Consider the following 20475-nt stretch of genomic DNA (forward strand, 5'->3'; position numbering starts at 1 on the left):
AGCGTCGGCACATGGCGCTCTCCGACTTCCCTCGCTACCCCCTCACCTTCGGCCCCAGCCCCGTGCACCCGCTCGATCGCCTGACGGCGCACCTCGGTGGTGCGCGCGTGTGGGCCAAGCGCGAGGACGTCAGCTCCGGTCTGGCCTATGGCGGCAACAAGGTGCGCAAGCTCGAGTACCTCGTGCCGGACGCGCTCGCCCAGGGTGCGGACACGCTCGTCTCGATCGGGGGGTACCAGTCGAACCACACCCGCCAGGTCGCCGCCGTGGCAGCAGCGACCGGGATGAAGGCGGTGCTCGTGCAGGAGCGCTGGGTGGACTGGCCCGACCCCCTCAACGACCGCGTCGGGAACATCCTCCTCTCACGCGTCATGGGTGCCGAGGTCCGGCTGGACCCCGCCGGGTTCGGCGTCGGCCTCAAGCCGAGCTGGGAGCGGGCGATCGAGGAGGTGCGCCAGCGCGGCGGCACCCCATACCCGATCCCCGCGGGCGCCTCCGACCACCCGCTCGGTGGGCTGGGGTTCGCCCGGTGGGCGCAGGAGGTCGCCGAGCAGGAGCGTGAGCTCGGGATCTTCTTCGACACGATCGTGGTGTGCGCGGTGACGGGTTCGACCCAGGCCGGCATGATCGCCGGGTTCGCGGGGCAGGAGCGCCCCCGTCGTGTCATCGGGATCGACGCGAGCGCCAAGCTCGACGAGACGCGGGACCAGGTGGAGCGCATCGCCCGGCGCACGGCCGCTCTGGTCGGGCTGGGCCGAGAGCTGGCCGACGACGAGATCCAGGTGCTCCCGGGATGGGCGGGGGAGCGCTACGGCGTCCCGGTCGACTCCACGCTCGAGGCGATCAGGCTCGTCGGCAGGCTCGAGGGCGTCATCCTCGACCCGGTGTACGAGGGAAAGTCGATGGCCGGGCTGATCTCGCTCGTCGCCGACGGCACCATCCCCCGCGGCTCGAACGTGCTGTTCGCGCACCTCGGTGGCCAGCCGGCGCTCAACGCCTACTCTGCGCTCTTCACCGACTGACGCGGCCCGAGGCCCGGTACACGACGGGCGGCGAGGTGTCGCCGCCCCCGCTGTCCGGGGCTGCACCGTCACCTCCGCCGAGCAGCGACCGGGTGACGCGCTCACCGTCGGACGTCATGGCCGGACGCTAGCGCGCGCCGGTGGGCGGGCGCGAGGGCCGTGGGACACTCTCCTGCGTGACCGACGCGCGCAGTCCTCGTCTCGACCCCGCCGCCGACGCCTTCGCCGGTGGCCCGCTCGACCTGCCCGGCTGGCGGCACGTCTACTCCGGGAAGGTCCGGGACCTGTACGAGCCGGACCTGCCGGCGCTCGGGGGCGCCCATCCGCTGGGTGACGTGGTGCTCGTCGTCGCCTCGGACAGGGTCTCGGCCTACGACCACGTGCTGACCCCCGGCATCCCCGACAAGGGCGTGGTGCTCACCCAGCTCAGCCTGTGGTGGTTCGAGCAGCTCGTCGACCTGGTGCCGAACCACGTGGTCTCGACGGCGCCGAGCGCGATGCCGCTCGACGGCCTGGTGCCCGACGTCGTCGCCGGGCGGGCCATGATCTGCCGGCGCCTGGAGATGTTCCCCGTCGAGTGCGTGGCCCGCGGCTACCTCACCGGGTCCGGGCTGGCGGAGTACCGCGAGTCGGGGTCCGTGACGGGCATCGCCCTGCCGAGCGGTCTCGTGGACGGTTCTCGCCTGCCCGAGCCGATCTTCACGCCCGCCACCAAGGCGGAGGTGGGGGAGCACGACGAGAACGTGCCCTTCTCCGGTGTGGTCGAGCGGGTCGGAGCCGATGCGGCCCACACGCTGCGAGAGCTCACCCTGGCCGTCTACGCCCGTGCGGAGGAGATCGCCCGGGACCGCGGCGTGATCCTCGCGGACACCAAGCTCGAGTTCGGCACCCTGCCGGCCGGGGACGTGACGGCGGGCGAGCCTGGCCCGGGCGCCGTCGTCCTGGGTGACGAGGTGCTCACCCCCGACTCGTCGCGGTTCTGGCCCGCCGACCAGTGGGAGCCGGGCCGGGTGCAGCCCAGCTTCGACAAGCAGTTCGTGCGGGACTGGCTGACCTCGGCGGAGTCGGGCTGGGACCGCTCGGGGGACGCTGCTCCGCCGGCCCTGCCCACCGCAGTCGTCGAGCGCACCCGCGACCGGTACCTCGAGGCCTACGAGCGGCTGACGGGCGAGCGCCTCTTCTGAGCCGGGTGCGGTCAGCTCCGCGAACGGTGACCGACGAACGACGGGCGTGCCCCTCGTCCTGAGCGCTCAGGACGAGGGGCACGCCCGTCGGTGTGCCGGGAGGCTTACCAGCCGGAGCCCTGGGCGCTGCCCGTGAGCGGCGAGCCGTCGAACGACGTCACGAAGCACGTGATCTCGCGGTCGCCCGTCGCCCACGTCTCGTCCGTCGGGAACGCGTAGCTGACCGCGAGCTGCGACGCGGTCGGGTCGCTGCCGACGTACGGCGTGAACGCGTCGGTGCAGAACTGGTCCGCCGTGCCGACGATCGGCTCCTCGCCGGGGTACACGGCGTCCGTGAGCGCGGTGGTGCCGTAGACCTCGCCCAGGTGCTCGCCGGCGCAGTCGACCACGGTGATGCTGCTCGTGTCGACAGCGTCCGCGGGCAGGTCGAAGCACTGCGAGACCGCCAGCGCAACCGTGTCGTCGGCGGTCTCCTCGGCGGTCTCAGCGGTGCCGCCCGCGGTGGTGGGCTCGTCGGTCACCTCCGCCGGGACCTCGACCTCGACGGGCGCCTCGGCCTGCTGCTGGGCCTGGTTGTAGGCGTCCTCGAAGCCGTCACGGAAGTCCTGGGAAGTCACCAGCACGAGGGCGAGGCCGAGCCAGACCAGGTGCGCGAGCAGGCCGAGGGAGCCGAGCACGACGCCGGCGATCGCGAAGCCGCGGCCGGGACGGCCCGACTTCTTGGTCCGGGACAGGCCGAGGATGCCGAGCACGAGGGCCACGACGCCGGTACCCAGGATGCCCGTGACGAGCGCCGCGATCGAGACGCCGTCCGTGCCCGCCTGCTGGGCAGGCCCGGCAGGCGCCTGCGCCGCGACGGGGGCCGCAGGAGCTGCGGGCGCGGTGCTTGCGGGCTCGGGGGCGGGAGTCGCGGACGGCTCCTGCGCCTCGGTGGCCTCGGTGGCCGGGCCGGGATCGGCCTGCGCCGGGGTCTCGGTAGCGGGCTCGGGGCTGCTCTCGGAGGTGGTGCTCTCGGTGGTGGCCGGCTCCGTGGCGGGTGTCTCGGGAGTCGTCGGCGTGGCCGGCTCCGAGGGGTCGTCGGAGGCGGGGCTGGTGGGCTGGGTGCTCATGCTGGCCTTGTCGTTCGTGCGGATGTCAGGCGGCACAGTAGCGGTGCCCGGGGCTGCGCGGGGAGGGCATATGCGCTGATTGGTCCCGAGATGCCCGGCCGGTTTGCCCGATGCGTGCCTTCCGGTGGACAGGATGTATCGGTCGCCGATATATATCGGTCATGAGCCCACGCGCCCCCGCAGCGTTCCGGATGACGGAGCAGGCCTACCTCGTGCTGCTCGCTCTCAGCCCTGAGCCGCTGCACGGGTACGCCGTGATCGGTGCCGTCCGGGACCTGACCGACGGGGCCACGGTGCTCGGGGCAGCCAGCCTCTACGGAGCACTCGACCGGCTCACCGCGGCCGGCCTGGTCGAGCCCGCCGGGGAGGCCGTCGTCGACGGGCGCGTGCGGCGCTACTACCGCGTCACCGAGGCCGGCCACCGCGCTGCGCAGCAGGAGACCGAGCGTCTGCGCGCGCTGGCCGCGCGCGCCGAGCGCACGCTCCGCGGAGACCGGCCCACCGGCCCCGGCGCCCTGGGCGACCTGGCCGGGAGTCCGGCATGAGCGCCGGGGGAGCGCGGGACGACGAGGCCCGCCGCCGCGCCTTCGCCCGCTCCGCGCGCCGCTGGATGCACGCCTACCCCCGGCGCTGGCGCGACGTGCGCGGCGACGAGCTGCTGGGCGTGCTGGAGGACGTCGCGGCCGAGGGCGCGGCGGCCGGCGGCGGGCGGTTCCCGCGGCGGCTGCCGGCGCGCGAGGCGGCGGCACTCGTCCGGGCCGGGTGGGCGCTGCGCTGGCGCGAGCGGCCGCCCTGGTACCTCTGGCTCGCCTACCGGGCTCTCGACAGGCGCCTCCCGGAGCGCTACCTGTGGTGGGTCGTCGACGACATCCGTGGGCCGCTGTACCTGTGGCGGCGGCTGAGCCTCGCGGTCGCGAGCGGTGCCCTCACGTACGCGGCCCTCTCTGTGGCTGGCGTCCTGGTGAGGGGGTTCTCCTGGGGCACGGTGGCCGCGATGCTCGCGGGATTCCTCGTCATGTCCGTCCTGACGCGCGGCTATCACCGGCGGACCGCCATGCAGCGGCACGTCTACGACCACCCCGCAGCGGCGGGTGCGAGGCCCGGCGCGGGCGGGCGCGCCGACCCCCCGCCGTCTTCCCGGTAGAGTGGGCAGCGGAACCCCGCCGTCGTGCTCCCGCTCGTCCGCCGTGCGCAGTGCCCGCAGGCCCGCACCGGACGGGATCCCGGAGCGACGGTGACCCAACCTGAAGGAGCCCCCGTGGGACGCGTCGTCGTCGAGGTCATGCCGAAGCCCGAGATCCTGGACCCCCAGGGCAAGGCCGTGGTCGGGGCGCTGCCGCGTCTCGGCTTCACCCAGTTCACCAGCGTGCGTCAGGGCAAGCGCTTCGAGCTCGAGGTCGAGGGCGACGTCACGCCCGAGGTCCTCGCCGCCGCCCAGGCCGCCGCCGAGACCCTGCTGAGCAACCCGATCATCGAGGACGTCGTGCGCGTGGCCGACGTCGAGGCCGACGCCGCCGGCACGATCACGTCCGCGGGTCTCGCCTGATGACCGCCGTGGCCCCCGAGACGCTCGACGGCGCCCGCGTCGGCGTCATCACGTTCCCCGGCACGCTCGACGACCGTGACGCGGCCCGTGCGGTGCGCCTGGCCGGCGGCACCCCCGTCGCTCTCTGGCACGCGGACGCCGACCTCCACGGCGTGGACGCCGTCGTCATCCCCGGCGGGTTCTCCTACGGCGACTACCTGCGCGCCGGAGCGATCAGCCGCTTCGCTCCCGCGATGGGATCGGTCGCAGACGCCGCGCAGGGCGGCATGCCCGTGCTGGGCATCTGCAACGGCTTCCAGATCCTCACCGAGGCGCACCTGCTGCCCGGGTCGATGGTCAAGAACGACCACCTCCAGTTCATCTGCCGCGAGCAGCCGCTGGTCGTGGAGAACGCGTCGACGGCGTGGACCAACCAGTTCGAGGCGGGGCAGCGCATCACCATCCCGCTGAAGAACCAGGACGGCCAGTACGTCGCCGACGAGCGCACCCTCGACGAGCTCGAGGGCGAGGGCCGTGTGGTGTTCCGCTACGACGGCTGGAACCCGAACGGCTCGCGCCGCGACATCGCCGGCATCACCAACGAGCGCGGCAACGTGGTGGGTCTCATGCCCCACCCGGAGCACGCCGTCGAGCCCGGGTTCGGCCCCGCCGGCAAGGCGGGCGTGCGCACCGGCACCGACGGCCTGACGTTCTTCACCTCGGTGCTGGCCGCTCTCGTCAAGGCCTGACCTCTCCGTCACCCCTCCGTCGCGGGCCCCTGGACCTCCGCTCCTGACACCTCAGGACCGGAGCCTCAGGGGCCCGCGACGTCGTCGGTCCGGCGCAGGTCCGTGCGGCGCAGGTGGTCGAGCTGTGCCACCACCGACTGACGGGCCGCGCCCCGCACCGAGGGGGCGACGTCGGCGTACACGTGCGCGACGACGTCGTCCGCCGTCGAGCCCGGACCCAGCGCCACCAACGCCTCGCGCACCTGGTCCAACCGCTCGTGGCGGTGCGTCCGGTAGGCACGGACCGCCGCCGCGAGATCGTCCAGCACGGGTCCGTGCCCCGGCAGCCCCAGCACCGGTCCGCTGCCCGACGACGCCAGCGCCTCCAGCACGTCGAGGCTCGCGAGGTAGTCGCCCAGCGAGCCGTCGGGCTCGGCGATGACGGTCGTGCCCCGGCCCAGCACCGTGTCCCCTGTGAGCACCACGGCCCCGGCCGGGGAGCCGGTGGACGGATCGGCCGCGACCGGTTCGGCCACGAACGACACCGAGTCGGCCGTGTGGCCCGGCGTCGCCACCACCCGCACGCGCACACCACCCGCCTCGATCGCCTCGCCGTCGCGCAACGGTGCACCGCCGTGGCAGTGCCCCGGGTCTGCGGCGCGCACCGGCGCCCCTGTGAGCTCGTGCAGCCGGGCGCTGCCCGCCGTGTGGTCGGCGTGCCGGTGCGTCACCAGCACCAGCGCCACCGGGCCCGCGGCGGCGAGCGCGGCCAGGTGCGCCTCGTCCGCCGGGCCAGGGTCGACGACGATCCCCGGCGCTGCGCCGTCGGGCCCCGGGGCGCGCAGCACGTAGGAGCGCGTGCCGTCGAGCGTCATCGGCCCCGGGTTGTCAGCGCGCAGGCAGGCGGCGAAGGGCGTGATCGTGGTGAGCACGCCTCAGGCTATGCCGGGCGCCCCGGCCCGCTCGACCCTTCCGTCAGCGCCCCGTCCAGCGCGTCCAGCACGCGTCGCGCCTCCTCGACGTCCCACCGCGTGCCCTGCAGCTCGAGCTCCAGGAGCACCGGCCTGCCCGACGCCGCCGCCACCTGCCGCGCCGCCGCCTGGTAGTGGCGGCCGAAGTTCCGGTTGCCCGAGCCCATGACCCCGACGAGGCGACGGCGCGTGACCGGGTCGTCCAGGAACCGGCGCACCGCCTCGGGGATCGTGTCGTTGTCCGGGTTCCCCGTCTTGTACGACGGCGTCACCAGCACCCACGGTCCCTCGGGCACCGACCGGCGCACCTCCCGCTCGCCGAGGTCCCACGCACGCCGGGCCGTGCCCTGGCACACGCGCTCGCAGAACAGCCGGACCATGCCGGAGGCGGAGGAGTAGTAGTAGAGCGGCACCGGGGACCCCGGCGGGTGCTGACTCACCCTCCCAGCCTGGCGCACGCACGCGCGCACGAGCCCGGGACGACGACGGCGCGGGACGCACGGCCCGGAGGTTCGGGCCCTGCGTCCCGCGCCGGGGAGGGACAGGGGCTGAGCACCTGAGCGCCCGCTCAGGCTCGGCGTCGGGCGCTACTCGTGCCGGTCAGGGGAGATCCCGTCCGGGCTCTCCTGCGACGGCTGGTCCTCCCGCGACGGCTCGCTCCCGTGCGGCGGCTGGACCTCCGGCTGGCTCTCCGACCGGTCCTCCGGCGGGGACGAGGGCTCGTCCGAGGCAGCGGCATCGGCCTGCTCCGCAGGGGCGGGCTCGGCCTGCTCTGCCGGTACTGCGGGCTCGTCCTGCCGCAGCGGGTCGAGGTCGCCCTGCGGCCCCAGCGGGTCCAGCGGCCCACCCAGGTCGTCGGCCGCCGGCACGACGACGGGGACCTGCCCGGTGAGAAACCCCTGGACCTCCTGCGGCAGCGGCTCGACGACGGCCCCGGCCAGCAGGGACCGCAGCGACGTCATCTGCTCCTCGAGCTCGGCCTTGCGCGCCGCCAGCTCGTTCAGCTCCGCGCGGGCCGAGGCCAGCGTGCGCTCGGAGTCGGCATGCGTGCGTGCCAGCAGCTGCTGGGCGTGCTGGTCGATCTCAGCCCTCAGCTCGGCGGCCTCCTCGCGTGCACGACGGCGCACGTGCTCGGCCTCCTTGCGCGCCTCCGCCAGCTCCTGCTCGGCCTCCTGGCGGGTGCGCTGCGCGGCGGCCAGCTCGTCGTCCGCCCGCTGCTGCGTGGCCGAGACGATCTGGGCGGCCTTGCGCTGCGCCGCGGCCACCACGTGCTCCGCCTCCAGGCGCGCGTCCTCCGCGGTGCGCGCGGCCTCGGCCTCGGCGTCGGCACGCGTGTGCTCCGCCTCGGTCACGGCCGCGGCGATGAGGCGCTCGATGCGCTCGCCGAAGCTGGTGCCCAGCTCGACGGTCGGCACCTCCACGTCGTCGTGCGGGTGGACCTGTGCCGCCTCGCCGTGCGCTGCGCTCTCGCCCGCCAGAGCGGCCGGCGCCCCGAGGCCCTCGGGCGCAGCGCCGTCGGTGCCCTGCGGGGCCTCTGCCGTCGGCTGCGTGCCCCCAGGACGGCCACCGTCGGTGACTGCCACGCCGGCCTCCGGCCCCGTCGAGGCGCCCGTCGTCTCGGCGGCATCGGCGGGCTGGCCCTGGCCCGGCTGCTCGGGGTGCCCGGCCTCGCCGCCCGCCACCTCGACCCGCTCGGCGTCGTCGGCCCCGGCGTGCACGGGCCACGCAGCGGCGGCCTGGCCCTCGTGCTGCGTCTGCGGCTGGCCCGCCGGAGCGGGCGCCGCCTGCTCGGTCACGGCCTGCTCGGCCGCCTGGGCCGCGGCGAGCGCCGCCGGTCGTGCGTCGTCGTACGGCGGCGGCATGACGGCGGGCACCCAGCCGCGCGGCTCCTGGCCCAGGGGCTCGTACGCCACCTGACCCTGCCAGTCCTGGGTGGTGGGCGCGGCGGGCTGGCCGCCGTCGTGCGCGGGCACCTGCTGGGCGCCCTGCCACTGCTGGCCCTGCTGGTCACCCTGCCGGTCACCCCGCTGGCCGTCCTGCTGGACGCCGTGCTCGTCGGCCTGCGGCCCCGGCTGCGCGTGCGGAGGCTGCTGCTCGGGGGAGGCGAACGCCTCCCGGGGTGCGTACGCCTGCTCGGCGTCCTCGGCGGCAGACTCGGCCGCCTCCTCCCACCAGGGCCGCGCCTGCGTCTCGTCCTGCTCGGGCTCGTTCGTGCGGCGCCACTTCATCACGCCTGGTTCCCCTCGTCGTGGCCGCTGTCCGCGCGCGCGGCGTGCGCGTCGGCGGAGCCGGCCCCCTGCGTGCCACCGGCGGACGCTGCGCCCACCTGCAGGCCCAGCGAGCGCCGCAGCGCCTCCAGCTGGACCGCGATCTGGTCCCGGCGCTGCACCAGCTCACGGGTGCTGCGCTCCGCCTCGGCGCGCACCCGCGCGACCTCGGCGGTGGCCTCGGCCACCAGGCTCTCGGCGTGCGCGCTCGCCGCGGCGATCTTCTCGTCGGCGTCGGCCTGGGCGCGGCGCCGGGTCTCCTCGGCCTCGTCGAGCGCCTGGGCGCGGATCGTCTCGGCCTCTTCCAGCATGGTGCGGGCGCGCGCCTGGGTGCGGTCGGCCTCCGCGCGGGCGTCCTCGATCACCTCGCGGGCCTTCTCCTCTGCGGTCGCGACGGCCACGCGGGCGTCGTGCTCGGCCCGCCGGCGCTCGTCGTTGGTGGCCTGCTGCGTCTCGCGGGTCAGGGCCTCGGCGTCGGAGCGGGCGCGGCGGCGGATCTCGTCGGCCTCGGCCTGCCCCTCGGCCACGAGGCGCTCCGCCTCGGCGCGCGCGGCGGCCGTCGTGGCGGTGGCCTGCACCTGCGCCTCGGACACGGTGGTCTCGGCGGAGCGGCGGGCGTCCGCCAGGAGGCGGGCGGCGTTCTCGCGCGCGTCGCTCACGGCCTGCGCGGCCTCGGCCTGCGCGAGGGCCACCATGCGCTCCATCCGCTCCCCGTAGGTCTGCGGCGTGGTGGGCGAGGCAGGTGGTGCGGCGCTGTCGGTCAGTCCTTCGGTCAATGGTGCTCCCCTGGTTCCGGGCCCTCGCGGGAGATGCTCCCGGGTACCGGCTCCACGGTACCGGGAGGGTGGCGCGAAGGCCGGGAACCCGCGCCTCTTCACCCTGTGGAAGGGGGGACGGGCTGGAGCCGGATATGGGAGGTTATGTTCCGTGCTGACGGCATTCCTGGTGGTCGCGGGCATCGCGACCGTGCTCGTGGTCCTCGCCTTCGTGTTCGACGGCGTCTTCGACATCTTCGACGTCGACCTGCCCGGTGACGGTGCGTTCTCCGTCATGGGCCTGTTCGGCGGGGTCGCGTCGTTCGGGTGGACCGCCGTCGCGGTGATCGCCATGACCGCGTGGACGGCGCTGACCGTGATCGGGGTAGCGCTCGCCGTCGGCGTCGCCGTGGTCGTGGGCATGTCGGCGCTCGCACGGGTGCTGCGGCGCAGCTCCGCCCAGGGCGCGACGTCGGGCGACCTGGTGGGCGCGGAGGGGGCCGTCGTCGAGCAGGTCTCCCCGGGTGCGCCGGGCCTGGTGCGGGTCACCTACCACGGGGCTCCGCGCACCGTCACCGCCCACTCCGAGGTCGTCCTGGAGCCCGGCACGCAGGTCGTCGTCGACCGCGCCGAGTCCATGGGCGAGGTCCACGTCGTCGCGCTCGCCCGCCGCGCCCAGCCGCAGCGCTGAGCCGCCAGCACCACGTCCCCCTGCCCTCGCCGACCGGCGCGGGCACCGCTCCACCGGAAGGTCAGCCATGCCCCTCGCCGTCGCTGCGATCGCCGCGATCGTCGTCGTCCTCGCGATCGTGGTCCTCGCGATCGTCTCCCGCTACAAGATCCCCAAGGCCAACGAGGCGCTCGTCATCACCGGTGGCAAGGGCGGCACCGGTGGCATGAAGGTCGTCATCGGCTCCGGCGTGTTCGTGGTGCCGTTCGTGCAGCGCTCCGCGTCGATCTCGCTCGACGCCACCGAGGTGCCCATGCGCGTGGACGAGGGTGTCACCTCGGACAAGATCAAGGTGACGGTCGACGCCGTGGCGCTGGCCAAGATCGACGGCACGCCCGAGGGCGTGCGGGCCGCCGCCCAGCGGTTCCTGGGCCGCGAGGAGCAGGTGCCCGGCGTGGTCGCCACGGTGCTCGCCGGCGCCCTGCGCGGCGTCGTCGGCAACATGACGGTCGAGGAGGTCCTCGCCGACCGCGTGAAGTTCGCGACGGAGATCCGGGCCGAGGCCGAGAAGGCGCTCGCGGAGTCGGGCCTGCGCATCGACACCCTGCAGATCAACGCGATCCGCTCGGAGCCGGCCGACTACATCGAGAACCTGGGCCGTCCGCAGGCCGCCGAGGTGCGCCGCCAGGCAGAGATCGCCGAGGCCGAGAACACCCGCCAGTCGGCGCAGGCGCAGGCTGCGGCCCGCATCGCCATCGCCGAGGCGAACAAGACGGCGGCGCTCCGCGAGGCCGAGTTCAAGAAGGAGACCGACGCCGCGCAGGCGGAGGCCGACGCCGTGGGGCCCAAGGTCGCCGCCGCCCAGGCCGCCGAGATCACGCGGGCGGAGCAGGCCAACGCCGAGCAGCAGGCCACGCTCACCAAGCTGAAGCTGGACTCGGACGTGCGCGCCAAGGCCGACGCCGAGCTGTACGCCGCGCAGAAGGCGGCCGAGGCCGACCTGTTCACCAAGCAGAAGGAGGCCGACGCGGCGCTGTACCGGGCGGAGAAGGATGCGGCCGCCCGTGCCGTCGCCGTCGAGCGTGCCGCTGCCGCCGAGAAGGTGCGCCTGGAGTCCGAGGGCACCGGTCTGGCGAACTCGCTCAAGGTGCAGGGCCTGGCGCAGGCCGAGGCCACCCGAGCCACGGGTCTGGCCGACGCCGAGGCGATCAAGGCCAAGGGCCAGGCCGAGGCCGAGGTCAAGGAGCTGCTCGCGCAGGCCTACGACAAGTACGGCGAGCAGGCCGTCATCGACCAGGTGCTCGCGGCGCTGCCCGCGATGCTGGAGGCGGCCGCGAAGCCGCTCGGCAACATCGACAACATCACGGTGCTGGGCGACGGTTCCAACGCGGGCGCGGTGACCAACCTGGCCACCGACCTGATGACCAAGGTGCCCGCCGTGGTCAAGGCGACCACGGGCCTGGACATCACCACGCTGCTGGCCGGGTTCCTCGCCGAGCGCACGCCCGCGCCGGCCGAGGTCGTCACCGCCGAGGCGACACCGGTCCACTGACCGCCCTCCGGGGGACCGCTCCGGAGACCAGACGAAGACGCCGGCAGCCACCTTCCCGTGGCTGCCGGCGTCGGCGTCTCTGCGCGGGAGCCCGCGTCAGGCGGCGGGCGTGCCCAGCGCCTCGGCGAGCAGGCTCAGCGTCTGCGTGCGGCCTGCCGTCGTCGTCATGCCCTCGTCCTCGCGCGAGGCGCCGACGGGCACCACCATGACCTCCTCGACCCCGTGCCGGCCGGCGAGGCGGCGCAGCTCGGCGGCCGCGGTGCCGGGCGTGGCGGTCAGCCACCGGGCGCGCATGTCCTCCACCATCTGCTGGCCCAGGGTGTCGAGCGGGGCGGCCTGCGCCTCCTCGACCGTCTCGAGCGGCCCCATGGGCTTGCCGGTGCGCAGGCGGGCCATCGAGCGCAGCTGCGGCAGCGCCCGCGCCTCGGCCTCCTCCTGCGTCTCGGCCACCACCACGTTGAGGGTCAGGAACGTGCGCGGCTCGGGGAACGCCTCGCTGGGCCGGTAGCCGTCGCGGTACAGGGCGAGCACCTGGTCGATCCCGGCCCCGGAGAAGTGGTTGGCGAACACGTACGGCAGCCCCAGCTCGGCGGCGAGGCGGGCCGAGAAGTCGGAGGAGCCGAGCAGCCACACGGTGGGGGCGCCCGTGGCGGACGGCGTGGCCCGCACCGGGTACGTCTCCCCGCTGGTCAGCCGGATCGTGGCGCCCTCGTGACGCAGCAGCGCCATGATGTCCTGCACGTGCTCGCCGAACCGCTCCACGTCCGCCGTCGGGCCGGACGAGCGCAGCAGCGCGGTGATGACCGGGTCCGACCCGGGCGCGCGCCCCAGCCCCAGGTCGATGCGCCCCGGTGCGAGCGCCTCGAGCGCGGCGAACTGCTCCGCCACCACCAGCGGCGCGTGGTTGGGCAGCATCACGCCGCCCGAGCCCACGCGGATGCGTTCGGTCTGGACGGCGGCCGCGGCGGCCATGACGGGCGGCGTCGAGGCCGCCACGGCGGGCATGTTGTGGTGCTCGGCGAACCAGTACCGGGTGTACCCGAGACGGTCGGCGAGGCGCACCAGGTCCATGGAGGCGGCGACGGCCTCGGCCGACGTCTGGCCCGTGCGGACAGGCACCAGGTCCAGCACCGACAGGGCGGGGGAGAGCGGGGCGGGGGAGAGCGCGGCGGTGTTCATCGCTGAGGGCAACATCCCCCGGGTCCGGGCTGTTCCACACTCACTCTCGCCGCCGGACCACTCATCAGGTCCCGGCTCGGCCTGCGAGTGGCGCCGGGGCGGGTGAGGCTCCCGGGGTCCCACAGGGGGACGGAGCCCAGGAGGCAAGCACAGCGATGACCGTCATCGACACCACCCCGACGACCGAGGCGACCGCGTTCGAGGAGCAGTACGTGCCGCCACGCGTGGAGCTGGCCGTGTGCCCGCGCACGCTCAACACGTACGACGGCTTCACCGTCTCGGGCCGCTGCACCGGCTCGATGGTGGACGACGCGGTGGTCGAGGTCTGCGTGTCCGGCGTGGTGCGCTCGGCGCGCGTGGACGACGACGGCGCCTGGACGGTCCGTTTCGAGGACGGTGCGCTCGGGCGCCGCCACGCCGGGGTGCGCCCCGTGACGGCCCGGGTGGTGGACGGTCTGCTGAACCGGGCCGAGGTGACCGCGTGGGTCACGGTGGACGAGTTCGAGGACGGCTACGTGCACGTGGACGAGCGGCACGAGGTCGTGGGCGGCTCCGGTGCCGGCCGCACCCTGTCGGTCTCGGGGGTGCTCGGGCTGGGTACGCACGAGGCGGGCCGCGAGCTGGTGGTGGTGCTGGTGCGCGACGACGCCGAGGCGTGCGTGGTGTCGACGGGCACGGTGCGTCAAGGCTGGCGCTGGGGCGAGTGGTCCGCGCGGCTCCCGCTGGACGGTGTGGGGCCGGGTGCCTACCGGGTGCGGGCCCTGCTGACCGACGTCGCCGGTGCGGACCTGACGCGCACCGCCGTCGGGCGCCCGTTCCGCCTCGTCTGAGCGCTGCGGCCTGAGCGCTGCGGCCTGAGCGCCGCGGTCTGAGCGCTGTCCGGCGACCGTCATCTCTCCACGACGCCGACGACGGCCGGTGCGATCACGATCGTGTAGAGGATCGCCAGGAACAGCCCGTGGGTCACCACGAACCCCGCGGCGGCGCGCAGGTGCGCGCCGTCGCGGAAGTGGCCCACGAGCTTGCGCAGGAACGACCCGGGGTGCAGCAGGTCCCAGCTGTTGAAGCGGATGTACCGCCCCAGGTACATGCCGAACGCGACGAGCAGCAGGATGACCGCCGCGGCCACCCAGGACCCGGCGCGCGCGAGCGGCCGGTCGTCCTCCGGGTAGAGCACGGCTGCCACGACGAGCTGGGCCAGCGCCACGTTCGCCAGCGTGTTGAGCACCCCGGACATCGCGAGGGTGATGACCAGCACGATGTCGTACCAGAGGGGCACCGCCTCGCCCTCGCGGCGGTGCGACAGGTTCAGCTCCGTGACGAGGTAGGCGGCGTTGGGCAGCAGGAGCAGCCACACCACACCGCCCACGGCGAGCACGGCGAACAGCGCCACGGGAGAGGGGAACGCCTGCACCACCACCAGCACGGCCAGGAACGTCACCAGCATGACGGCGGCGGGAGCCACCGAGAGGCCGATGTTGAGCACCATGGGCCGGTACACCCGGGTGCGGTAGGCCGGCGCGCGCAGGAGCACGAGCGCGAGGGCGTACACGTTGAGCAGCACGAGGCCCAGGGGCAGCAGCAGCACGGCGTCCACCTGGTCATGGTGGCCGACGCGGGCCGGGTCTGCCCGTCGGCTCAGGCGTGCAGGGCCTGCTCGACGTCCTCGACCAGGTCGAGCGGGTCCTCGAGGCCGACGCTCAGGCGCACCGTGGTCTCGGTGATGCCCACGCGGGCCCGGCCCTCCGGTCCGAGCTTGCGGTGCGTGGTGGTGGCCGGGTGGGTCACGAGCGACTTGGCGTCGCCGAGGTTGTTCGAGATGTCGACGACGCGCAGGGCGTCGAGGAACCGGAAGGCCCGCTGCTTCGCCTCGTCCGGCCCGGCGCTCGCGGGCACCTCCAGGTCGAACGTGACCACGGTGCCGCCGCCGTCCTGCTGAGCCAGTGCGAGCGCGTGCTGCGGGTGGCTCGGCAGGAACGGGTAGCGCACCCCGGTGATGCCGGGCATCGCCTCCAGGGCGGTGGCCACCTCGAGCGCCGCGGCCGCCTGGGCGCGCACGCGCAGGTCGAGCGTCTCCAGGCCCTTGAGCAGCACCCACGCGTTGAACGGGCTCAGCGACGGGCCCGTGTTGCGGACGAACGTCTGCACCGGCCCCTCGAGGAACTCCCGCGAGCCGATGATCGCCCCGCCCAGCACCCGCCCCTGGCCGTCGATGTGCTTCGTCGCGGAGTACACGACGACGTCGGCACCCAGCGCGAGCGGCTTCTGCAGCACCGGGGTGGCGAACACGTTGTCCACCACGACGACGGCACCCGCAGCGTGCGCCAGCTCGGCCACCCGGCGCACGTCCACGAGGTCCTGCATGGGGTTGGACGGCGTCTCGAAGAACACGACGTCGGCCGGGCGGGCCAGCGCCTCCTCCCACTGGGAGAGCACGTGACCGTCCACGTAGTCGACCGTGACGCCCCACCTGGCGAGGATCTCCTCGTAGATCACCGTGGTGGAGCCGAACAGGGCCCGGGCAGAGACGATCCGCGAGCCGCTGCGCACCAGCGCCGCCAGCGTGGTGAACACCGCGCTCATGCCGGTGGCCGTGGCGAAGCACGCCTCGGCGCCCTCGCCCTCGACCAGCCGCAGCCGCTCCTCGAACGTGTGCACCGTCGGGTTGCCGTACCGGGAGTAGACGAACCGCTCCAGCTCTCCGGCGAACGCGGCCTCGGCATCGGCCGCCGACTCGTACACGTAGCCCTGCGTCAGGTAGACGGGCTCGGCCGTCTCCAGGTGGTCCGAGCGCCGGTGGCCGCCGCGCACCGCCAGGGTGCGGGGCCGGGCGCTCGCGGGCAGGGGGCCGCGGCCCGCGCCGCCGAAGGGGGCGCCGTTGCCGGCCGGCCCCGTGGGGATGGGCTGGGGGCCCTGCCTCATCGGGCGTCGCCGGCGGGCTCGCCGTCGGCCCACGTGGGGCGCCAGGGCAGGCCGGCCACCTTCCAGCCCTCGCGGTCGCGGACGCCGTCGATCCCGGGAGCGCCCTCGAACCCCTGGAGCACGTTGTACGACGGCGCGATGCCGGCGCTGGTGGCCAGGCGTGCGGCGCCGATGGAGCGCTGGCCGGAGCGGCACAGGAACACCACCTTGGCCTGCGGGCCCGCGCCCGCCGCCTCCAGGCCGGCGCGCAGCTCGGTGAGGAAGGCGGGGTTGGGGCGGCCGTCGCCCAGCACCCACTGCGTGAACACGGTGCGCTTGCCGGCGGGGGCGGCGTCGGGCACGCCCACCTGCCGCCACTCGCCCTCGGTGCGCACGTCCACGAGCACGGCGTCCGGGTCGGTGGTCAGCAGGTCCCACGTCTGCTCGGGGGTGATGTCCCCGGCGTACCCGTCGGCGGGGCGGGCGTCGATGCTGGTGTCGCTCATGGCTCCTCCATCGTTCGTGGCGGGAGCACCCTGCGGGACCCGGGCGCGGTGCCCGGCACCCCAGGGTTGCTGCGGCGTCGACGTGCCACGTCACTCGGCCGCTCGGGATGGTCGCGGTGATGCTACGTCACGGCCCGCTGCCGACCAGCGGCCCGTCTCGGATCCTGGTCCCGGATCTTGGACGGCCTCGTGCGTCCCGGACCGGCACCGCCGGCGCGGTGCCCGGGCCCGCACGACCGCCACGTGAGACGCCTCGACTCCCTCCTTGACCCGCACCGCCCGGTCCGGGCAGCCTCTCCTCAGGTCATGAGCGCCAGCGCGAAGCCCCGGCTCGCTGGCCGGCAACCCTCCCCCTCGCGGCGGGGTGCCCCGGGTGACGACCTGGCCGTGCGGCCCCGCACGGCAAGCGCGGGGAGCCCCCACCTCCCCGGACACCGAGGAGGACCCGCATGGCTGCTCTCACCACCGCCCGCCCCGCCCGCGTCGACGACGTCGCCCCCGTGCTGCCCGTCGTCGGCGCCGACACCCTGGTGCCGCTCGTCGACGGCCGACGGGTGCCCTACGCGAACCTCGACGTCGCGGCCTCGGCTCCGGCGCTCCAGGAGGTTGCCGCCCGCGTCGAGCGCGTGCTGCCGCTGTACGCCAGCGTGCACCGCGGCGCCGGCTACCTCTCCCAGGTGTCGACGGCGCTGTACGAGCAGGCCCGCCGCACCGTCGGCGAGTTCGTCGGGGCCCGCGACGACGACCTCACCGTCGTCGTGCGCAACACCACCGACGCCCTCAACCTCCTCGCCGGGTGCGTGCCCGCCGACCCCGTGACCGGCGAGCCGGGGCGCGTCCTCGTCCTCGACGTCGAGCACCACGCCAACCTGCTGCCCTGGCAGCGCGGCACCGAGGCCACCGTGCTCACCGGCGGCCCCACCGTGGCCGCCACCCTGGCCGAGCTGCGCGCGGAGCTCGCCGACGCCGCGGGCACCGGCCAGCGGTACGCGCTGCTCGCCGTCACCGGGGCGTCCAACGTCACCGGCGAGGCCCTGCCGCTGGCCGCCGTCGTGGAGGCCGCCCACGCCTACGGCGCCCGCGTCACCCTCGACGGCGCCCAGCTCGTGCCGCACCGCCGCTTCTCCCTCGCCGGCACCGGCGTCGACTACGTCGCCTTCTCCGGGCACAAGACGTACGCGCCGTTCGGCGCCGGCGCCCTGGTGGGCCGCCGCGACTGGCTCGACGCCGGCACCCCCTACCTCGCCGGGGGCGGCGCCGTCCGCCGCGTGCGCGCCGGCGAGGCCGTGTGGCACGAGGGACCCGCCCGGCACGAGGCCGGCTCGCCCAACGTGGTCGGCGCCGTCGCGCTGGCCGCAGCCTGCGAGGCGCTCGCCGCGGTGGACCCGCAGCGCCTGCGCGCGCACGAGGAGGCGCTGCGCTCCCGCCTCGTGGCGGGGCTGGCGGAGATCGACCGGGTCGAGGTGGCGCACGTGTGGGACGACGCCGCGGACCCGGTGGGCGTGGTCACCTTCACCGTCACCGGGTACGACCCCGGCCTGGTGGCCGCCTATCTCTCGGCCGAGCACGGCGTCGGGGTGCGGGACGGCCGCTTCTGCGCGCACCCGCTGCTGGGCCGTCTCGGGTTCGACGCGGGGGCCGTGCGCGCCTCGGTGGGGGTGGGCACGCCGGGGTCCGACGTCGAGCGGCTGCTCGCCGCGGTCCGCCTCCTGGTCGAGGAAGGGCCGCGCGCCCGGTACGACGTGGTGGACGGCCTCTGGGTCGTGGTGGACGACCCGCGGCCGGTGCCCGAGGGCACGGGGCTCGAGGGGCTGCTCGCCACGGCCGCCCTCGGGCTGGACGAGGCGTTCGGCTGCCTCCCCGACTGACGCCTTCACCGTTGTGGGCGGAAGACTCGCCGCAATCCCGTCGGGATTGCGGCGAGTCTTCCGCCCACAACGGGACGGGTCACCAGACGGGCGGACGGCGCTCGCTCCAGCGCAGGCGCTCCTCCAGCTGTGCGGCGATCGCCAGCAGCACGTGCTCACCACCCGGGCGGCCCACGAGCTGGACGCCCATCGGCAGGCCCGCCGGGGCCGTGTCCGTGGGATCCGTCCACAGCACCGGCACGGTGATCGCGGGCAGCCCTGCCACGTTGATCATCGCCGTGTACGGCGTGAACCGGCACTGCTGCTCGAAGTTGCGCTCCGGGTCCTGCGGGTCGAACCAGCCCAGCTCCGGGGGCACCATCCCCAGCCCGGGCAGCAGCACGGCGTCGAAGGCCGAGACCCGCGCCACCATCGTGCGCTCGAACGCCGACAGGTGGCGCAGCGCCTCCATGAGCTGCCGCGCGGGCACCTTGCGGCCCACGCCCACCAGCCATCGCGTGAGCGGCTCCAGCAGCGCCAGCCGCTCCGGGTCGTCGATCGGCAGGGCTGCGGCACCGGCCATCCACAGGGTGCGGAAGGCGGGGGCATAGGCAGCGTCGGGCTCCCACGCCGTCGGCTCGACGGCGTGCCCCAGCGCGGTCAGGGCCTCGACGCCCGCGTCGAGGGCAGCGAGCGCCTCGGGCGCGGGGGAGACGTCGTAGAACCCGTCCCAGGCGCTGAACGTGCTCACCCCGAGCCGGAACGTGCGGCGCACGGCACCGCCGGGGTCCGTGACCTCGCCCCGCTGCGCGGCCGCCAGGTAGGAGCCGCGCGGACCGGCGGGCGTGCGCAGGGTCAGCGGGTGCGGCACCGCGCCGCCGCCGTCGCGCGGCAGCAGGCCCTCGAGGAGCAGCGCGGTGTCGGCCGTGGTGCGGGCGAGGGGCCCGTTGACCACCAGGCCGCCCGCGCCGTCGACCCCGCCGCCGGCGGGCAGCAGGCCGCGGCTGGGCTTGAGCCCCACCACCCCGCACGCCGCCGCAGGGATGCGGATCGAGCCGCCGCCGTCCGACCCCGGAGCGAACGGCAGCAGGCCGGCGGCCACGGCCACGGCCGCCCCGCCGCTCGACCCGCCGGCCGTGCGCGTGGTGTCCCACGGGTTGCGCGCCGGCGGCCCGGCCAGCAGCTCGGTGTACGCGGGGAACCCGAGCTCCGGGGTGGCCGTCTTGCCCAGGCTGACCGCGCCCGCGCCGTCCAGGACCTCCACCACGTCGCTGCTCGCCGTGGGCACGACCGCGTGCTCGCCGCCGAAGGCCCGCGACCCGAACCCCGTGGGCACGCCCGCGCGGTCCCACAGGTCCTTGTCGCCCGAGGGCAGCCCCCACAGCACCTGCTCGTCCGTGGGGGAGCCGAGGGCCGCGGCGCGCTCGCGGGCCAGGTCGGGGGTGACGTGGCTGAACGCCCCCACGGCCTCGTTGCCGGCCTCCACCCGGCCCAGGTAGTGGTCGGTGAGCTCGACGGGGGACAGGTCGCCGGAGCGGAGCCGGTCGCGCAGCTCGACGGCGGTGCGCTCGTGGAGGGCGGTCATGTCGCCAGGCTACGGCCGAGCGGCGCGGCGGCGTGGTCCAATCCCTCCGTGATCCACGACCTCGTCCTGGCTGGCCACGGTGTGCGGCTGGAGCCGCTCGCCGTCGCGCACGCCCCCGCCCTGCACGCCCTCGTCGACGACGCCCTGTGGGCGGGCATGACCAGCCCGCGCCCGACGACGCCTGACGGGTGGGCGCAGTGGGTCGCCGCGCAGCAGGCCGACCCGGCCCGGGTGGCGTTCGCCGTCGTGTCGGACGGCGGTGCGGCTGACGGCCAGGTGCGCGGCAGCACCTCGTTCTACGAGCTGTCCCACGCGCAGCGGCGCGTGGAGATCGGCACCACGTTCTACGGACGCGCCTGGTGGGGGACCACGAACAACCCGGCGTGCAAGCTGCTGCTCCTCGGGCACGCGTTCGAGGAGTGGGGCATGCAGCGGGTCGCGCTGCGCGCGGACGCACGCAACGTGCGCTCGTGCGCCGCGATCCAGCGGCTGGGGGCGCGTCCGGAGGGGGTGCTGCGCAAGCACCGGGTGGCGGCGGACGGCTCGACCGGGGACACCGCGTACTTCTCGGTGCTCGACGACGAGTGGCCGGCCGTGCGGGCCGGGCTGGAGGCGCGACTCGCCTGACAGGTGGCGTGGCGGATTTGCGGCGTGACGTATCCTCGCCACTGTTG

At 75.1% G+C, this 20475-nt stretch carries 22 protein-coding genes and 1 riboswitch; of the genes, 11 read left to right on the forward strand and 11 right to left on the reverse strand.

Annotated features, from left to right (window positions below):
• Positions 1 to 11 precede the first annotated feature (11 nt).
• Complete coding sequence (locus DNL40_RS08345) at positions 12 to 1022, forward strand: 1-aminocyclopropane-1-carboxylate deaminase (RefSeq protein ID WP_111250778.1); 1011 nt, start codon at positions 12 to 14, stop codon at positions 1020 to 1022.
• Here DNL40_RS08345 and DNL40_RS16895 read toward each other — a convergent pair.
• Positions 1012 to 1140 carry a hypothetical protein gene (locus DNL40_RS16895; RefSeq protein ID WP_281268445.1) on the reverse strand — a complete coding sequence of 43 codons (129 nt, stop codon included), beginning with the start codon at positions 1138 to 1140 and terminating at the stop codon, positions 1012 to 1014. The two genes, DNL40_RS08345 and DNL40_RS16895, sit on opposite strands and share 11 nt — an antisense overlap.
• A 124-nt stretch (positions 1141 to 1264) precedes the next feature.
• On the opposite strand from DNL40_RS16895, the gene DNL40_RS08350 reads away from it, so the two are divergent.
• Positions 1265 to 2206 carry a phosphoribosylaminoimidazolesuccinocarboxamide synthase gene (locus DNL40_RS08350; protein ID WP_245885787.1) on the forward strand — a complete coding sequence of 314 codons (942 nt, stop codon included), beginning with the start codon at positions 1265 to 1267 and terminating at the stop codon, positions 2204 to 2206.
• A gap of 104 nt (positions 2207 to 2310) precedes the next feature.
• Here the strand turns inward: DNL40_RS08350 and DNL40_RS08355 are convergent, their stop codons facing one another.
• Complete coding sequence (locus DNL40_RS08355) at positions 2311 to 3315, reverse strand: DUF4190 domain-containing protein (RefSeq protein ID WP_111250780.1); 1005 nt, start codon at positions 3313 to 3315, stop codon at positions 2311 to 2313.
• 161 nt (positions 3316 to 3476) lie between these two features.
• On the opposite strand from DNL40_RS08355, the gene DNL40_RS08360 reads away from it, so the two are divergent.
• The 4 genes from DNL40_RS08360 (at position 3477) to purQ (ending at position 5589) form a co-directional block, all read left to right on the forward strand.
• Complete coding sequence (locus DNL40_RS08360) at positions 3477 to 3860, forward strand: PadR family transcriptional regulator (protein ID WP_245885771.1); 384 nt, start codon at positions 3477 to 3479, stop codon at positions 3858 to 3860.
• Complete coding sequence (locus DNL40_RS08365) at positions 3857 to 4459, forward strand: hypothetical protein (RefSeq protein WP_111250782.1); 603 nt, start codon at positions 3857 to 3859, stop codon at positions 4457 to 4459. The genes DNL40_RS08360 and DNL40_RS08365 overlap by 4 nt, the downstream gene beginning before the upstream one ends.
• 114 nt (positions 4460 to 4573) lie before the next feature.
• The gene (gene purS / locus DNL40_RS08370) at positions 4574 to 4861 is read left to right on the forward strand and encodes a phosphoribosylformylglycinamidine synthase subunit PurS (protein ID WP_111250783.1); all 288 of its coding nucleotides are present in this window, start codon (positions 4574 to 4576) and stop codon (positions 4859 to 4861) included.
• Positions 4861 to 5589, forward strand: coding sequence for a phosphoribosylformylglycinamidine synthase subunit PurQ (purQ, locus tag DNL40_RS08375; protein WP_111250784.1), 729 nt, complete (start codon positions 4861 to 4863; stop codon positions 5587 to 5589). The genes purS and purQ overlap by 1 nt, the downstream gene beginning before the upstream one ends.
• 65 nt (positions 5590 to 5654) lie before the next feature.
• Here the strand turns inward: purQ and DNL40_RS08380 are convergent, their stop codons facing one another.
• The 4 genes from DNL40_RS08380 to DNL40_RS08395 form a co-directional block, all read right to left on the reverse strand.
• Positions 5655 to 6443, reverse strand: a complete 789-nt coding sequence (locus tag DNL40_RS08380) for an MBL fold metallo-hydrolase (protein ID WP_111250859.1) — start codon at positions 6441 to 6443, stop codon at positions 5655 to 5657.
• Positions 6444 to 6508: 65 nt separating this feature from the next.
• Complete coding sequence (gene nrdI, locus DNL40_RS08385; protein WP_245885773.1) at positions 6509 to 6979, reverse strand: class Ib ribonucleoside-diphosphate reductase assembly flavoprotein NrdI; 471 nt, start codon at positions 6977 to 6979, stop codon at positions 6509 to 6511.
• Between the two features lie 147 nt (positions 6980 to 7126).
• Positions 7127 to 8767: a F0F1 ATP synthase subunit B gene (locus DNL40_RS08390; protein ID WP_111250785.1), complete on the reverse strand. Its 1641-nt coding sequence runs from the start codon at positions 8765 to 8767 to the stop codon at positions 7127 to 7129.
• Positions 8767 to 9582 (reverse strand): hypothetical protein, encoded by an 816-nt coding sequence (locus DNL40_RS08395; RefSeq protein WP_146252054.1) that lies wholly within the window; start codon positions 9580 to 9582, stop codon positions 8767 to 8769. Before DNL40_RS08395 ends, DNL40_RS08390 begins: the two co-directional genes overlap by 1 nt.
• Positions 9583 to 9733: 151 nt before the next feature.
• Here DNL40_RS08395 and DNL40_RS08400 point away from each other — a divergent pair, with 151 nt between their 5' ends.
• Together DNL40_RS08400 and DNL40_RS08405 are read left to right on the forward strand one after the other, a co-directional pair.
• Complete coding sequence (locus DNL40_RS08400) at positions 9734 to 10252, forward strand: hypothetical protein (RefSeq protein WP_111250787.1); 519 nt, start codon at positions 9734 to 9736, stop codon at positions 10250 to 10252.
• Positions 10253 to 10319: 67 nt separating this feature from the next.
• Positions 10320 to 11783, forward strand: a complete 1464-nt coding sequence (locus tag DNL40_RS08405) for a flotillin family protein (RefSeq protein WP_111250788.1) — start codon at positions 10320 to 10322, stop codon at positions 11781 to 11783.
• 96 nt (positions 11784 to 11879) lie between these two features.
• Here DNL40_RS08405 and DNL40_RS08410 read toward each other — a convergent pair whose 3' ends face one another.
• The gene (locus tag DNL40_RS08410; protein WP_111250789.1) at positions 11880 to 12962 is read right to left on the reverse strand and encodes an LLM class flavin-dependent oxidoreductase; all 1083 of its coding nucleotides are present in this window, start codon (positions 12960 to 12962) and stop codon (positions 11880 to 11882) included.
• Positions 12963 to 13117: 155 nt separating this feature from the next.
• Between DNL40_RS08410 and DNL40_RS08415 the strand changes: the two genes are divergently transcribed.
• Positions 13118 to 13792, forward strand: a complete 675-nt coding sequence (locus DNL40_RS08415) for a hypothetical protein (RefSeq protein ID WP_111250790.1) — start codon at positions 13118 to 13120, stop codon at positions 13790 to 13792.
• 59 nt (positions 13793 to 13851) lie between these two features.
• On the opposite strand, the gene DNL40_RS08420 is transcribed toward DNL40_RS08415, so the two are convergent.
• Genes DNL40_RS08420 through DNL40_RS08430 form a run of 3 tightly spaced genes read right to left on the reverse strand, consistent with a single transcriptional unit; the run spans position 13852 to position 16369 of the window.
• A complete protein-coding gene (locus tag DNL40_RS08420; RefSeq protein WP_111250791.1) occupies positions 13852 to 14559 on the reverse strand; it encodes a DUF1361 domain-containing protein in 708 nt (235 codons plus the stop codon).
• A 41-nt stretch (positions 14560 to 14600) separates the two neighbouring features.
• Positions 14601 to 15884, reverse strand: a complete 1284-nt coding sequence (locus DNL40_RS08425) for an O-succinylhomoserine sulfhydrylase (RefSeq protein WP_111250792.1) — start codon at positions 15882 to 15884, stop codon at positions 14601 to 14603.
• On the reverse strand, positions 15881 to 16369 hold the full coding sequence (locus tag DNL40_RS08430; RefSeq protein WP_111250793.1) for a rhodanese-like domain-containing protein: 489 nt from the start codon (positions 16367 to 16369) through the stop codon (positions 15881 to 15883). The genes DNL40_RS08425 and DNL40_RS08430 overlap by 4 nt, the downstream gene beginning before the upstream one ends.
• Before the next feature lie 302 nt (positions 16370 to 16671).
• Positions 16672 to 16784: riboswitch (SAM riboswitch) on the forward strand.
• Between the two features lie 34 nt (positions 16785 to 16818).
• Between DNL40_RS08430 and DNL40_RS08435 the strand changes: the two genes are divergently transcribed.
• Positions 16819 to 18237, forward strand: a complete 1419-nt coding sequence (locus DNL40_RS08435; protein WP_111250794.1) for an aminotransferase class V-fold PLP-dependent enzyme — start codon at positions 16819 to 16821, stop codon at positions 18235 to 18237.
• A gap of 79 nt (positions 18238 to 18316) precedes the next feature.
• Here the strand turns inward: DNL40_RS08435 and DNL40_RS08440 are convergent, their stop codons facing one another.
• Positions 18317 to 19801 carry an amidase gene (locus DNL40_RS08440; RefSeq protein ID WP_111250795.1) on the reverse strand — a complete coding sequence of 495 codons (1485 nt, stop codon included), beginning with the start codon at positions 19799 to 19801 and terminating at the stop codon, positions 18317 to 18319.
• 48 nt (positions 19802 to 19849) lie between these two features.
• On the opposite strand from DNL40_RS08440, the gene DNL40_RS08445 reads away from it, so the two are divergent.
• Complete coding sequence (locus DNL40_RS08445; RefSeq protein ID WP_111250861.1) at positions 19850 to 20428, forward strand: GNAT family N-acetyltransferase; 579 nt, start codon at positions 19850 to 19852, stop codon at positions 20426 to 20428.
• Positions 20429 to 20475: the final 47 nt, after the last annotated feature.

The organism is Xylanimonas oleitrophica (assembly GCF_003244315.1).
In the GTDB taxonomy this organism is placed as follows: Bacteria; Actinomycetota; Actinomycetes; order Actinomycetales; family Cellulomonadaceae; genus Xylanimonas_A; species Xylanimonas_A oleitrophica.